We start from the raw sequence: 14,380 nt of genomic DNA on the forward strand, positions 1-14,380 counted from the left end.
CGTCGTGTTCACTACTCTGGTCGCCATGACCGGAGACGGCACCGACCCCAGGAACATGCGCGTGAGCGACGCCGAACGAGAGCACGTGGGCGGCCTGCTCCAACGCGCCGTCGGACAGGGGATGCTGTCGCTCGGCGAGTTCACCGAGCGGATGGACTCGGTACTGGCGGCCAAGACGCGCGGTGAGCTCAACGCGGTGCTGGTCGACCTGCCGGGCATGACACTGCAGGGCGGCCCACCCCAGCAGGCCGGGCCGCTCGCCGTGGTCCCGAGCGACGCGCTGACGTCGGCACCCGGACACCCGGCCACCGACGGTGCACCCGTGGACATCCGAGCCACGATGTCGACGGTCACCCGTTCCGGTACCTGGACCGCGCCGTCGGCCATCCGGGTCGCGTCGAAGATGGCCACGGTGACCCTCGACTTCAGTTCCGCGGTTCTGACCTCGCGCGAGGTGCGGATCGACGTGGACGACTACTGCAGCACCATCACCGTCGTGGTGCCCGAGGGTGCGTCGGTGGATCTCGACGGCGTCGACACCATGGGCGGCAGTGCGACCAACAAGGTGCGCAGCCGGCCTGTCGAAGGGGGACTGCACGTCGTCGTGCGCGGACGCATCCGCTTCGGATCCGTCACGGCCAAGCACCCGTTCGGGACGTCCATCAAGCGCATGTTCGGGTAGGAACTGCACCCTCGGCTGAGTAGAACGGCGTCGGACTCGAGTAGTTTCCCGTGTTCCCCCGGTCCGCCCCGGCCAGCACGATCGAGGTATGACCACTCCCTCGATAGATCCGCGACTCGTGCACGTGCTGTCCGGTGAGGTCGCCTCCCTGCAGCAGCATCTCGCCCGCGTCGGCCACGACCTGGGTCTCCTCCGACAGCAGCTCGACGGTTCGCCGATGCAGGCCCCGCTGCAGGTGCCCCCTCAGCAGCACCCCGTCTCGAGGCCACAGGTGCAGAGTCCTCCGGTGTCGACTCCCCCGGTACGGCCGATCCCGCGCCCGATGCCCACGCCTCCCCGTGACACCACCCCGTGGTGGCAACGCGACGGTGTCGTCAGTCGTGTGCTCGCCGCCGCGGGCGCTGCGGTGACCGTCATCGGTGTCGTGATGCTGGTGGTGCTCGCGGCGCAGTCGGGCTGGTTCGGGCCCGGTCCTCGTGTCGCCGCGGGTGCGCTGCTGTCCGGAGCGCTCGTCGCCGCCGCGCACCGTGTGGTCGCCCGACCCGGTGGCCGCGTCGGCGCCGTCGCACTCGCCGCGACGGGATTCGCCGGGCTGTATCTCGACCTCGCCGCCGTCACCGCGCTGTACGGGTGGGTGCATCCCGTCGTCGGGCTCGTGGTGGGACTCGGTGTCGCCGCGCTCGGAGTCGCGGTCGCACTGCGCTGGTCGTCGCAGTCACTCGCGGTGATGGTCGTGGCCGGCATCGCGACACTGGCACCCGTCGTCACGGGCGGCATCACGCCGGCACTCCTCGCATTCCTGGTGGTCGTGCAGATCGCCGCCTCGCCGGTCGACGTCCGCGAACAGTGGGTCTGGTTGCGCGTCGTCCGCACCGTCCCGGTCGTCGGAGCGGTGCTGCTCGCCGGGCTGCTCGCCCACGTGGAGACGGTCCCGACCGCCGATCTGCTGCCGCTGCTCGTCGTCGCGGGACTGTCCTTCGGCACTGCTGTCGTCGCCTGGTGGACCACCCTCGCCCACCGCGCCGTGGACCCGGCGTCGCTCGCCTCGATCGCGGCCACCGCCGCCGCGGTCCTCGTCACCGCGACGCTGTTCTCTCGCCCCGTCGCCGGCGGCGTCGACGCTGCGGTCGCGCTCGCCCTGGTGGCGATCCTGGTCGCTCGACGCGAGCTGGTCACCACGGTTCGTCTGGTGCTCACAGCGACGGCTTCGGTGGCGGTGGCGTCGGCGCTGGTGACGGGCACGGCCGATCAGGTCCGCATTCTCGCCCTGCTGCTGGTCGCCACCACGGCGCTTCTCGTCGGCGCCCGGACCCGCTCGGGTGTGTCGGCCGCGGCCGGCGCGTTCTTCGCCCTCCTCGGAACCAGCGCACACTCGCAGATCACCTCGGTCGACTCGCTGAGCAGACCCGTTCGCGCGCTCGACTCCGGCTGGGCCTCGGTGCCCGCGTCGGTCGCCATGATCGCGATGGCTGTGGCGGGAGTGCTCGCGGCACTGCGCACCATCGGGGACGCGACTCTCCGAACCCTCGCCGCCGGCCTGGCGGGAGTCGCCGGCCTCTTCGGTGCGACGGCGGTGTGCGTCATCACCGGCATCGAGATCGGCGGCCGCACCGGGTTCCTCGTCGGCCACGGCGCAGCGACCATCGTGTGGATGACCGTCGCCGTCGCACTGCTGATGCGTGGTCTGTCCGACGCCACCGGTGCCCGCGCAGTCCTCGCCGCTGGTCTGACCGTTGCGGCCTCGGCCATCGCCAAGCTGTTCCTGTTCGACCTCAGCGCACTCGGTGGACTGCCCCGCGCCGCAGCGTTCCTGGTGGTGGGAGTGATGCTGCTCGGTATCGGCACCCGCTACGCGAGGTCGTTCGCGGACCGCGCCGTCACTGCCGACGCTGGCGGGCCAGCAACTCGCTCACACTGATGGCACCGGACTGACCGTGGTGACGACCGCCCGACTCGTCGTCCCCGTCCCGAGCCCGCCGGCGACCCGATGTGGTCGTCGGCGGTGTCTCGTCGGGCTCGGGGACCTCGGGCGTGGAGGGGTTGTGGGTCTCGGGCTCGGGTGCCGGCCGATCCTCGCGCTCGGGCATGCGCAGACCGGCGATCCAGGAATCGACCTCGGCGCTGGTGCGCGAGCCGTTCCCGTGGGGCCCTCCGTTCCCGTTGCTGTGACCGTTCCCGTTCCCGTTCCCGTTGCCGTTGGAGTGGCCGTTCCCGTTGCTGTCGCCGTTGCGGGGCCGATCGACATCGATGCCGTCGCCCGAGACCGAGCCGTACCGGAACGACGTGGTCTCGTGCCCGTTCGAGCCGTTCGAGCCGTTCGAACGCTGAGCGACCGACGGCGCGCGGAGTTCGGCGAGCCAGCTCTCGATGGGGCGCGGGGCGGGAGCGCCGTTCCGCGGTGCCGGCTCGGCCGACGTCGGCTCGGGACCGGCCGTCGGACGACTCTGCTGATCGTCGGAGGCCCGGGCGGGTCGGGTCTCTGCCGGGCGTGCGACCCGAATCTCCTCCGCGGGCGCGGGTGCGACGGGAGGTGCCGTGGGTTCGACGGCGCGCGGTGCGACGGGCTCCGGCGCGGCGGGCTGCTGCACCGGGGGTTCCTGCACAGCGGGCTTCTGCACGCGCTCGGGAGCCGGACGCGGGGCGACGGGCCGGGGACGATCGGGTGCGACGCGCTCGGGCATTGCACGAGCGGCCGACGGGCCGCTCTGCATGACCCGCGGAATCGGCTGGGTGAGCGGTTCCCGCGTCCGCGCCGGGAGCGGTGCGGACCCGATCGCGACGAGCTCGGGGACATCGGTGGGCATCATCTCGGCGTCGAGGATCGGCTCGCCGAGCCCCAGCTTCTGCTGGATGCGCTTCATCCACTGCGGCGCCCACCAGCAGTCGTCGCCGAGCAGCTTCATCGTCGCCGGGACCAGGAACATGCGGATCAACGTCGCGTCGATGATGAGCGCGGCGATCATGCCGTAGGCGATGTACTTCATCATCACCAGCTCGGAGAAGGCGAAGGCGCCCGTGACGACGATGAGGATCAGTGCGGCCGCGGTGATGATGCGACCGGTGTGCGAGGTACCGACGCGAATGGCCTCGGTCGTACTGGCTCCGCGGGCTCGTGCCTCCACCATGCGGGAGAGCAGGAACACCTCGTAGTCCGTCGACAACCCGAAGATGATCGCGATGATCAGCACCAGGACCGGGGCCATGATCGGCCCGGGAGTGAAGTTCAGCAGACCCGCGCCGTTGCCGTCGACGAAGATGAACGTGAGGATGCCGAGCGTCGCGCCGAGGCCCAGCGTGGTCATCAGGATGGCCTTGAGGGGGAGCACCAGCGACCCGAACGTGAGGAACATCAGCAGCGTCGTGACCAGCACGACGAGCGTCGCCATGAGGGGTAGTCGGTCCACGAGCGCCGCGATCGAGTCCTGCTCGATGGCGGGCGTGCCGCCGACCGACAGGGTCACCCCGTCGGGAACGTCGATGGAGCGGATGTAGTCGATGGCCGGCGACGACACGTTGCGGTCGACCAGTCCCGCCTTGAGCACGGCGACACCGTTCTCGTTGCGCTCGATGGAGAACCGTTCGACGAGCCCGGGAGCGTTGGACGCCTCGCGCAGGACCGTGCCCAACTGCGGACCCTCCGCGTTCTCGAGCACGATCTTGAGCGGCTCGGTGCGGTAGGACGGGAAATTCTCGTCGAACACGTTCTGGGCGACACGGGTGGGGTTGTCCGGCGGCAGGTACGTCTCGTTGATGCCGCCGAACTTGATGGCACCGACCGGCAGCGTGAGGATCAGCAGGCCCAGGACGATAGGCACGCACACCTTGAGCGGGTTCCGCATGACCCAGCGCGTGAGCTTGCCCCACGGCCCGGACTCGATCTCCTCGGTCGTCTTGGTCTTGCGCATGCTCTTCAGTCCGAGAGCGTCGATGCGCGGGCCGAGGATCGACAGGATCGCCGGGAGAATGGTGATGGCGGTCAGGGCCGCCAGCGCGACGGTGGCGATCGCACCGAACGCGACGGACTTGAGGAAGCCCTGCGGGAAGAGCAGCAGACCGCCGAGGCTCGCGACGATCATCGTCGCCGAGAAGACGACCGTGCGGCCCGCGGTCATGACGGAGCGTTGCACGGCCTGCTGTGTCGTGCGGCCGTCGGCCAGTTCCTCTCGGAACCGGCTGACGATGAACAGCGCGTAGTCGATGGCCAACCCGAGACCGATGAGCGAGACGACGGGCGCGACGAAGCTGTTGACCTCGACGAAATTGGTGAACAGCCGGACCATGCCGTTGGCCGCGACCACGGTGAGACCACCGATGATCAGTGGCAACGCCGCAGCCACGACGCCGCCGAACACGAAGAACAGGAGCACACCCACCACGGGGATGGCGAGGATCTCCATGCGCTTGATGTCGCCGGCCATGGTGTCGTTCAGCGCGTTCGCGATGGGTTGGAGGCCGGCGAGCTGCACGTCGACGCCGTCGATGGCGAACGCGTCCTTCACGTCACGGAAGTTGTTGGTCAGTTCCGTGTCGTTCGCGCCGGCGATCGCGAACGTGGCGATCGCCTTCGTCTTGTCGGGCGAGGCCAGCGCGGGGAGCCGCTGCTGGAAGTAGTTGATGTTGATCTTCGAGATCTTGTCCGAGTGCGCCGCCATCATGGCGTCCTGACCAGCGGTGACGGTCTGCTGGAACGCCGGGTCGTCGACCGTCGATCCCTCGGGTGCGGTGTAGAGGGCGACGACGTCGCCGGTGCTGTCGCGACCGAAGGTGCCGTCCGCGGTGACGGCGGCGTGCACCGACTCCGAGTTCGGGTCGTCCCAGCCGCTCTGACTCAGGTGATCGTTGAGGCTGAGTCCGTACGCGGCGAGGCCCAGCAGGAACGCGACCATCACACCGATGACGGTGAACCGTGATCGGTGAACCAGATCTCCCCAGCGAGAAAACACTCAGGACACTCCTTGACGCCCGACGAGCAGGGCGGACAGCGGACGGAACGGCTGCAGCCAGGCGCCCTCGTCCGGAAGGGACTCGAGGCTGACCCGCGGCAGTGGTTCGCGGAACACACCGGGGATGTCCTCGAGATCCAGGAACTCAAGAGTCTCCGACGTGACGGCCCAACTGGCGTGTTCACGGAACCCGAGGATCTGAACGGGCACACCCGTCGCCGCGATGGCTTCGAGTGGGAGCCGGAAGGCCTGGCCGTCCGCGGACGCGACCACCACTCCCGCGAGACCGTGGTCCCGTGAGCGGAGCTCGATGTGATCGAGCATGTCGGAGTCGACGTCGCTGTCCTCGTCGATCTTCGGCTTGGCGAAGACCGCGAAGCCCACGTTACGCAAGGCCTCGACCCAGGGACGAACGACGTCGGCGCTGCCCTGGGCGATGTTCGTGAAGACCGTGGCCTCGGGTTCGAGGCTCGCGGTCTGGTGCGCGGAGAGCTGGGCGGTGCGGCCGAGCAGCCATCGGCCCAGCGCATCGAAGCGCGGGCGGTAGGCGGCGGTGGGTCGTCCGCCCAGGATTGCGCCGAGGCCCATGTCCAGATTGGGCGCATCCCAGACGAGCAGGACCTTCTTGGTATGGCGAGAATCACCGGCGCCGTCGAGCACGGCCGTGTCCGTGTTCTGTTCGTCCACGCTCATCGGAGTGGGTTCTCGCTCTCTCGTCGCGTGATCGTCGCCGCAGCGACGTCGGTCGCTCCGGTGGATGGCCTGCCCCAGACGAACTCGCTCGTCGGCCTGCCGACCTGCTGGGCCTTGCCCTCGAACTTCGTCACCGGACGGTCGACGGACAGGGAGGACCCCTCGACGGTACGTCGTTCGGCATCGAACGGCAGCCGCGTCAGAGCGGGCTCCGCGTCACCGACCTCCTCGATCCACTCCGCGTAGTCGGCGTGGTCGGTGGCGACGTGGAGAATGCCGCCGGGCTCGAGACGGTCCGCCACCAGGGCGAATGTGGCGGCCTTCAGCAGTCGGCGCTTGTGGTGCCGGGCCTTGGGCCAGGGGTCGGGGAAGAAGACTCGGACGCCGGCGAGCGAACCGGGAGCGACCATGTTCTCGAGCACGTCGGCAGCGTCGCCCCGCAGAATGCGCAGGTTGGAGAGACCTTCTCGCTCGATCCCCTGGACCGTCTGCGCGATTCCCGGTCGGTAGACCTCGACGGCGACGAGGTTCACGTGCGGTTCGGCGGCCGCCATCGAGAGCGCGGCGGTGCCGGTCCCGGAGCCGATCTCGAGAACCACCGGGGCGGTCCGCCCGAACCACGACGCGGCGTCGAGTGGCTCGTCGGCCACCTCGCGGCCGATGCCGGGCCACATCCGGTCCCACGAGGCCTGCTGCGGTTCGGTGAGCGCGCCGCGTCGGGACCGGAAACTGGTCACCCGCGGATACAGCCGGGAACCGCCGGACCGGCTCTCGTCGGCACCGTCGGACAGGCCGTTCTCGGGCGCTGCGTCCACGGCACGGGGGTCGGTCATCCTGTCATTGTCTCCCATGGACGCATTTCGTGACAGCAGGGTCTCGACTTCAGGTCGAGACTCTGGCCTACCGACACCGGGATCGGCGTGTGAGAATCGCCCCGTCGCATCTGCAGAATCGGGGGATCACGGATGCCGGGGACCGAGTCGAGCGCGCTGCACCGCGCGGTGACCGAGCTGGAACGCAGCGTCGACGACGCCGCTCTGCGGGCGGTGATCGAGCGATGGCGTTCCCCGGTGCGTCTCGCCGTCGCGGGACGCCCCGGTGCGGGCAAGTCCCGCGTCGTCACGGCGCTGGTCCTTCCCGAGGCGGCCGAGGTGCACGGGGTGGACGCCCCCGACCTTCCTCCTCCCGTCCTGGACCACGACGTTCTCGCGCTCGTCGTCGCTCGGACCGTGAGCGCCGCGGACCTCGAGGTGGTGGCGGCACGGCCCGGCGGTGACACCCTCGTGGTCCTCGGGCGCACCGACCTCCCGATCGACGCGGACGCCGTCGCCGCGGTGCTGCCGGCCGGGATGCCCGTGATCGGCGTGGACGACGTCGACACGCTCACCCGTGCCTGGGCGACGGCGGTGTCGCGCGCGGCGAGGTGCCGCGACATCGCCCTGCTCGCCGCGGTCGAGACGGTGGCCGCTCGGAGTGCGCTCGGAAGGTCGTCGATCGAGACGTTCCTGCGCGCCCCCGAGGTGGCTCACGTCCGGAGCGGTGCACGCGCGTGAGTCTCGACCTGCCCGCCGACGCGGCCCGAGTGGTGCGGACGTGGAGTCCCGACTCCCTGAGTCGGCTGGGGCGAGGACCCGCACCGGCGCGCACCGTCGCCGTTCTCGCGGCACCGGGTCTCGACCAGGAGGCGGTCGGTGCGGTGGTGACCTCCGCGGGATGGTCCGTCCGTCCCGTCTGCGCGGCCTCGGCCGTGCTCGTCCTGGTGGATCCCGCCCTGCCGCCGGGCGGTGCCCTCGTCCGGGCGGCGCGGTCGATCCCGGCCGATCTTCCGGCGGTGCTGCGGATCGCCGCCGGACCGGACGACGCGCGGCGCGTCCTCGCCCGATGGGCGGCGTCGGTCCCGCGCGCCGACGCGGTGGTGGTGTGCGGTCCCGACGACGATGCAATCGTGGACGCGCTCGCTCGGGCAGCGGACCGGGTGGACCCGGCAGAGGCGGAGCGGACGGCGGTGGACCGTGCGCTGGCCGAGGCCCGCACGGCACTGACAGCGGCGGCCCGACGCGACACGGGCAGCGCGGACCTCGCCGACGCGCGGGAACGCCGGCGCCGGGCCGCGTCGATCGCGACGGACGACGGACTGCTCCTCCGGCGGTCGACGGCCGAGTTGCGCCTCGATCTCGCCCACCGGGTCGGCGTGAATCGGCGGGAGACGGGCGCGCGGGTCGCCGCCGCGGTCGGGGACGCGAGCTTCGCCGACCTCCGACGCCTTCCGTCCGTGGTCGCCGCGGAGATCGATGCGGCGACGGGTCGGCTCGCGGACGAGGTGACCACCGCGCTGACCGCGGTCGGCGCCGTGGACTCCGCACCCCCGGTCGAACGCGCGTCGACGACCCACCAACCACCCCCGTCGGCCGGGTGGGGAGTCGACGAGGTGGTGGCGGGTGTCGTCGGTGCCTCGGCGGGTGCCGGGGTGGGACGGGTGGCGGTGTGGGCGGCCTCCCTCGGCGGCGCGTCGGCCGGGTTCGTGACCGTGCTCTGCGCCGCGATGATGGCCGCCGCGGTGGTGCGGACGAGGCTGCTCTCGACGCGCCGCGCGCGCCTGCGCCGATGGGCTGCGGACGTGGTGGCCGATGCCGCCTCCGGCTGGGAACGGGACACCGCGTCCCGTCTCGTGATCGCCGACTCGTGGCTGACCGCGAGACTGTCGGCGCAGGTCAGAGACGCCTCCGCCCGGCGGAACGCGCTGATCGCGGAGATCGACGGCGAGATCCGAGACATCACGTCCCGAGCTGCCTCGCGGGCGGCCGCCTATCAACGGGATCTCGACGTGCTGGACCGCGTCGCCCCCACTTTCGGGCGGCGGGGAACCGTCTCTTCGCTGGATGCGTCCAAGCACGAGGTGGGAACGACAGCGAGGAACACGGGGGACTGACATGGCCGAGTGGTCGGGATCGTTCGACCCGGACGGGCCGGGTGTCGCGGACGACGGGTTCGACCCCGCCCTCGATCTCGACGGGGACGGCACCGCCGACACGGCGGTGTTGCACGGAGGTCTGTCCGACGTCCACGCGTCGGCATTCCATCGGAGTGCGACGGAGATGACGGTTCTCAGCGATCTCGACGGTGACGGCGACGTCGACCGTGCGACGGTCTTCGAGGCCGACGGCGACTACACCGTGTGGGTGTCCTCCACCGACCTCGCGGACGGTCCCGACGCCGTCTGGCGTGCGTCCGAGCGCGGCTCGCTGTGACGCGATAGACACCAAATGTCCTGACATAGTGCGCTTTACGGCCAGGTCACTGAATCGGTTTTGTGACGGAACGGACATGCCCCGAGTGCCCTGGCCGTTCTTCACAGCGTTAACCTCTAGGTCCAGGACACTCGGGGCCCTGCGATCTGTCGATCGAAGGTCACGGGACTACCCCGCCCACTGGGAACCCATGGTTCGCTCACGCACTTCGGTTCGGCGCCGATCGACGGACCGAGGCGGTGACGGCCACACGTTCCTGCACCACCCCAGGAGACAAGATGACCGCGACCATTCCGGGTCTCAACGGAACCGACGGCACGCCGCCCACGACGCATGCAGGCCTGCTGGCCTGGGTACGTGACGTGGCCGAGCTGACCCAGCCCGACCGGATCGTCTTCGCCGACGGTTCGGACGAGGAGTGGAACCGCCTCACCGACCAGTTGGTCGACGCGGGGACGTTCACTCGGCTGAACGCCGAGAAGAAGCCCAACTCGTTCCTGGGCAACTCCGACCCGTCCGACGTGGCGCGCGTCGAGTCGCGGACCTACATCTGCTCCACTCGGGAGATCGACGCCGGTCCCACCAACAACTGGATGGACCCGGAGGAGATGCGCGGCACGATGCGCGATCTCTACCGCGGATGCATGCGCGGTCGCACCATGTACGTCATCCCGTTCTGCATGGGCCCGCTCGAGGCCGACGACCCCAAGCTGGGTGTCGAGATCACCGACTCCGAGTACGTCGTCGTCTCCATGCGCGTCATGACGCGCATGGGTGCGAAGGTGCTCGAGAAGCTCGGGGACGACGGCTTCTTCGTCAAGGCTCTGCACTCGCTCGGAGCCCCGCTCGACGAGGGTCAGCAGGACGTCCCGTGGCCGTGCAACGACACCAAGTACATCTCGCACTTCCCCGAGGATCGCGAGATCTGGAGCTACGGCTCCGGCTACGGCGGCAACGCGCTGCTGGGCAAGAAGTGCTACTCGCTGCGTATCGCGTCGGCCATGGCCCACGACGAGGGCTGGCTGGCCGAGCACATGCTGATCCTCAAGCTCATCTCGCCGGAGGACAAGGCGTACTACATCGCCGCGGCGTTCCCGTCCGCCTGTGGCAAGACCAACCTCGCGATGATCCAGCCGACCATTCCGGGCTGGCGCGCCGAGACCATCGGTGACGACATCGCGTGGATGCGCTTCGGCAAGGACGGCCGGCTGTACGCGGTCAACCCGGAGTTCGGCTTCTTCGGTGTCGCGCCCGGTACCAACTGGGACTCGAACCCCAACGCGATGCGCACCATCGATCAGGGCAACGCCGTCTTCACCAACGTCGCGCAGACCGACGACGGCGACGTCTGGTGGGAGGGCCTCGAGGGCGACCCCCAGCACCTGATCGACTGGACCGGCAAGGACTGGACGCCGGACTCGGACAGCAATGCGGCGCACCCCAACTCGCGCTACTGCGTGCCGATGTCCCAGTGCCCGTCCATGGCGCCCGAGTGGGACGACCCGCAGGGTGTGCCGATCTCGGCGATCCTCTTCGGTGGCCGTCGCAAGACCACCGTTCCTCTGGTCACCGAGGCTCGCGACTGGCAGCACGGCGTGTTCATGGGCGCCACCGTCGGTTCCGAGCAGACAGCAGCGGCCGAGGGAACCGTCGGCACCATCCGCCGCGACCCGATGGCGATGCTGCCGTTCCTCGGATACAACGTCGGCGACTACTTCCAGCACTGGATCGACCTCGGCAAGAACGCCGACGAGTCCAAGCTCCCGAAGGTGTTCTACGTCAACTGGTTCCGCCGCGGCGACGACAAGCGCTTCCTGTGGCCCGGATTCGGTGAGAACTCCCGCGTGCTGAAGTGGATCGTCGAGCGCATCGAGCACAAGGCCGCCGGTGTCGACACGCCCATCGGTGTGGTGCCCACGGCCGACGCGCTCGACATCGACGGACTCGACGTCGCCACGGCCGATGTGGCCGAGGCGCTCGCGGTGAACGTCGACGAGTGGAAGAAGGAGATCCCGCTCATCGAGGAATGGTTCGACTTCGTCGGCGAGAAGCTCCCCACCGGCATCCAGGACGAGTTCGACGCTCTCAAGCAGCGCCTGAACTCCTGATCCACCACCACTGACGCCCGCTCCCGATCACGGGGGCGGGCGTCAGTGCTGTCTCGGGGTGACCAGTGCGGCCGCTCCTGTGAGAGTCCCGACGGCCCCGAGGGCAGCGGGGACCACCGTGAACGACTCGAGGAAGCCGAGCCGGGCGTGCAACGCGACGGTCTCGCGGATGGGGTTCCACAGCGCCGGGCCGGCCGCGCTGAAGCCACCGCCGAGGACGGCCGTCTCGATGTCGAGCAGCGCCGCGGCGGACGCGATCGCCTGTCCCAGCGCCACGCCGGCCCGCTGGAGGGCGGCGACCGCCACCGGGTCGGCGGCGCGGGCCGACTCGGCGAGGTCGATGCCGGTGGCACCATCCCAGCCGTTCTCGCGGGCCCAACGGACCGCGTTCGGGCCGCTGGCGACCGTCTCGACACAGCCGACCCCGCCGCAGGTGCAGGGTTCGATGGATCCGGGGACGACGATGTGTCCCACGTGCCCGGCGTTGCCGCTGTGGCCGCGAACGATCTCGCCGCCCAGGACCAGGCCGCCGCCGATGCCGGTCGACACCACCATGCCCAGCACGTTCTGCACGTGGCGGGCGGCCCCGAAACGATGCTCGGCCAGGGCCGCGCACGCACCGTCGAGTGCCAGGGTCACGGTGGCGTTCGGAACCACGCCGCGGACGGCCTCCACGAGCCCGAAGCCCTCGTACCACTCCGCGATGTTGATCGGCGCCACGGTGCCGGCAACGGTGTCGACGGGCCCGGCCGAGGCGATACCGACGGCCCCGATGTCCTGGAACTCGACCCCTGCCGCGGACACCACCGAGAGGAGAAGCTCCTCGCACGCCGCCCAGACGTTCTCGGTGGGGGTCGGAACGACGACGGGGTCCTGCGGTCGTCCGTCGGCACCCACCACCGCGGCGGTGAACTTGGTGCCACCGATGTCGAGTGCGAGCGATGTTCTCTCGGTCGTCGTCATTCACGCCACCCTAACGGGCGAGCGTGGTCCCGAGTCCGCGGTCGGCGGCGGAGTGCGCGCGGAGCACGACCACGAGGTTGCTCACCGCCAGCTCGCGAAATCCGGGGACGCGGACACACCACCACGCCCAGCGGGGGTGGTACCGCGGGAAGGCCGCGAGGAGTTCGCCGCCCGAAGTCTCTGCAGCCCAGCGCAATCCGTGCGAGGCGCGGATCGGGAACAGCGACTCTCCGAAACGGTTCTTCGGTTCGGCGCCGTGCACGCGCGCGTAGCGGCGAGCGGCGCGCTCGCCGCCGAACACGTGCCACGGTCCGGTCTCGTGCCCGCCGAACGGGCCCCACCACATGGTGTAGGACAACACCACCAGTCCGCCGGGCCGCGTCACGCGCAGCATCTCCTCGGCCATGATCCACGGGTGGCGGACATGCTCCGCGACGTTGGAGGAGAGGCAGATGTCGACGCTGTCCGAGCGGACGGGCAGCGCGGTACCGGATCCTCGGACGGACCCGCGGGCGTCGAGCCCCGCGGCGTGCATCTCCGAGGCGTCCGGTTCCACGGAGACGTAGTGGGCACCCGCGTCCGCGAAGGCGTCGGCGAAGTAGCCGGGTCCGCCGCCGACGTCGAGCACCGTCAGTCCGTCGAGAGTCGTTCCGGTGGCCCCGGTCCACAGGTCGTCGATCAGCATCGCTGTGTCGCGAGCCAGCGCCCCGTAGAAGCGCGCGGGATCGGACTGCTCGAACCGGAAGTCCGACACGAGCGAGAGTGACCGTCGAAGGGTGGCCCGTCGAGCGAGTCCGGCGGTGACGGGAGACGTGGGCACGAGTGGAGACTGTAGCGCCCGGTCGACCTGGCTCGCGGGGCTCACGGCCCGCGGGTCAGGGGGCGAAGCGCAGCACAGTGACGGAGGTGCGTCGGTTGCGGAAGAGCGGGCTGTCGGCCACCAGCGGCATGGAGTTGAACTTCCACGCGCCCTTGTGTGCAGGGAACAGGACATCGGTCGCCGAGGCGACGCCCGGGATCTCGTCGGCGAGCGAACGCCCACGGCTCGACGTCATACTGAAGGGCATGGCCGGCATCGTGTAGTGCTCGGTCAGCTTGACCCCTGCGACGGTCTTGCGAGACAACCACTCGGGAATGGAGTCGAAGATCATGCCGCCACCGGGGAAGAGCTCGGCGCACCTGGTGATCAGATCCATCGCGGTGGGTTCGTCGAAGTACATCAGCAGTCCCTCTGCGGAGACGAAGACGCCCGGCTCGGGGTCGATGCCGTCGGCCCAGGTCAAATCGAACGCGGAGGCCGCGACGGGAACGATCCGGTCCTCGCGCGGCAGGACGCGGGCACGAAGCTCCATGACCGGTTCGAGGTCCACGGAGTACCACGTGGTGTCCGGCCGCCCGAGTCGCCAGTACGCCGTCTGCAGTCCCTCGCCCAGCGCGACGACGGAGGCGTGGGGCCGCGAGGCGAGGTACGCACTCACCGCGGAGTCGAAGGTGCGGGCGCGCAACGCCGCGGCGGCCACGGGGGTTCCGAACTTGGACCAGTCGTACTCGATGGCGTCGCGGACGCGCAGCGCCATCGGGTCGTCGATGACCTTGTCGGGGCCGTCGGCGAAGGCGGCTCGATTGTGGAGCGTGTACAGAGTGGTGGAAGATACGCCGTCGAGAGTGTTGCCATCGATCAACCCGGACGTCATGACATGAGCCTCACTGCAGTGGGTTTTCCCGACCCTAAAAGGAAACTTA

General features: G+C 69.9%; 12 protein-coding genes. 6 read left to right on the forward strand and 6 right to left on the reverse strand.

What is annotated here, in order from left to right; genetic code table 11:
* Positions 1 to 25 precede the first annotated feature (25 nt).
* Positions 26 to 682 carry a DUF1707 SHOCT-like domain-containing protein gene (locus J4E04_RS01730; protein WP_037186162.1) on the forward strand — a complete coding sequence of 219 codons (657 nt, stop codon included), beginning with the start codon at positions 26 to 28 and terminating at the stop codon, positions 680 to 682.
* 88 nt (positions 683 to 770) lie between these two features.
* Positions 771 to 2,600, forward strand: coding sequence for a DUF2339 domain-containing protein (locus J4E04_RS01735; protein ID WP_490149769.1), 1,830 nt, complete (start codon positions 771 to 773; stop codon positions 2,598 to 2,600).
* Here the strand turns inward: J4E04_RS01735 and J4E04_RS01740 are convergent.
* From J4E04_RS01740 to trmB, 3 genes are read right to left on the reverse strand one after another with little or no spacing between them, the layout of a single operon-like run.
* The gene (locus J4E04_RS01740) at positions 2,560 to 5,625 is read right to left on the reverse strand and encodes an MMPL family transporter (protein ID WP_490149770.1); all 3,066 of its coding nucleotides are present in this window, start codon (positions 5,623 to 5,625) and stop codon (positions 2,560 to 2,562) included. The genes J4E04_RS01735 and J4E04_RS01740 overlap by 41 nt on opposite strands.
* A complete protein-coding gene (locus J4E04_RS01745; RefSeq protein ID WP_027506176.1) occupies positions 5,626 to 6,318 on the reverse strand; it encodes an NYN domain-containing protein in 693 nt (230 codons plus the stop codon).
* Positions 6,315 to 7,151 (reverse strand): tRNA (guanosine(46)-N7)-methyltransferase TrmB, encoded by an 837-nt coding sequence (gene trmB, locus J4E04_RS01750; protein ID WP_490149771.1) that lies wholly within the window; start codon positions 7,149 to 7,151, stop codon positions 6,315 to 6,317. The genes J4E04_RS01745 and trmB overlap by 4 nt, the downstream gene beginning before the upstream one ends.
* A 132-nt stretch (positions 7,152 to 7,283) precedes the next feature.
* Here trmB and J4E04_RS01755 point away from each other — a divergent pair, with 132 nt between their 5' ends.
* From J4E04_RS01755 to J4E04_RS01770, 4 genes are all read left to right on the forward strand, one after another.
* Entirely contained in the window at positions 7,284 to 7,871 is a 588-nt protein-coding gene (locus J4E04_RS01755; RefSeq protein WP_027506177.1) for a hypothetical protein, read from the forward strand.
* Positions 7,868 to 9,247 (forward strand): hypothetical protein, encoded by a 1,380-nt coding sequence (locus J4E04_RS01760; RefSeq protein WP_490149772.1) that lies wholly within the window; start codon positions 7,868 to 7,870, stop codon positions 9,245 to 9,247. The genes J4E04_RS01755 and J4E04_RS01760 overlap by 4 nt, the downstream gene beginning before the upstream one ends.
* Before the next feature lies 1 nt (position 9,248).
* Complete coding sequence (locus J4E04_RS01765) at positions 9,249 to 9,566, forward strand: DUF6802 family protein (protein WP_051613439.1); 318 nt, start codon at positions 9,249 to 9,251, stop codon at positions 9,564 to 9,566.
* Positions 9,567 to 9,844: 278 nt separating this feature from the next.
* The gene (locus J4E04_RS01770; RefSeq protein ID WP_027506179.1) at positions 9,845 to 11,674 is read left to right on the forward strand and encodes a phosphoenolpyruvate carboxykinase (GTP); all 1,830 of its coding nucleotides are present in this window, start codon (positions 9,845 to 9,847) and stop codon (positions 11,672 to 11,674) included.
* A gap of 42 nt (positions 11,675 to 11,716) precedes the next feature.
* Here the strand turns inward: J4E04_RS01770 and J4E04_RS01775 are convergent, their stop codons facing one another.
* From J4E04_RS01775 to J4E04_RS01785, 3 genes are read right to left on the reverse strand one after another with little or no spacing between them, the layout of a single operon-like run.
* Entirely contained in the window at positions 11,717 to 12,637 is a 921-nt protein-coding gene (locus J4E04_RS01775; protein WP_222632181.1) for an ROK family protein, read from the reverse strand.
* Between the two features lie 10 nt (positions 12,638 to 12,647).
* Positions 12,648 to 13,457, reverse strand: coding sequence for a class I SAM-dependent methyltransferase (locus tag J4E04_RS01780; RefSeq protein ID WP_490149773.1), 810 nt, complete (start codon positions 13,455 to 13,457; stop codon positions 12,648 to 12,650).
* A gap of 55 nt (positions 13,458 to 13,512) precedes the next feature.
* Complete coding sequence (locus J4E04_RS01785; RefSeq protein WP_027506181.1) at positions 13,513 to 14,331, reverse strand: class I SAM-dependent methyltransferase; 819 nt, start codon at positions 14,329 to 14,331, stop codon at positions 13,513 to 13,515.
* Positions 14,332 to 14,380: the final 49 nt, after the last annotated feature.

This window comes from Rhodococcus sp. NFXS4, assembly GCF_058139645.1.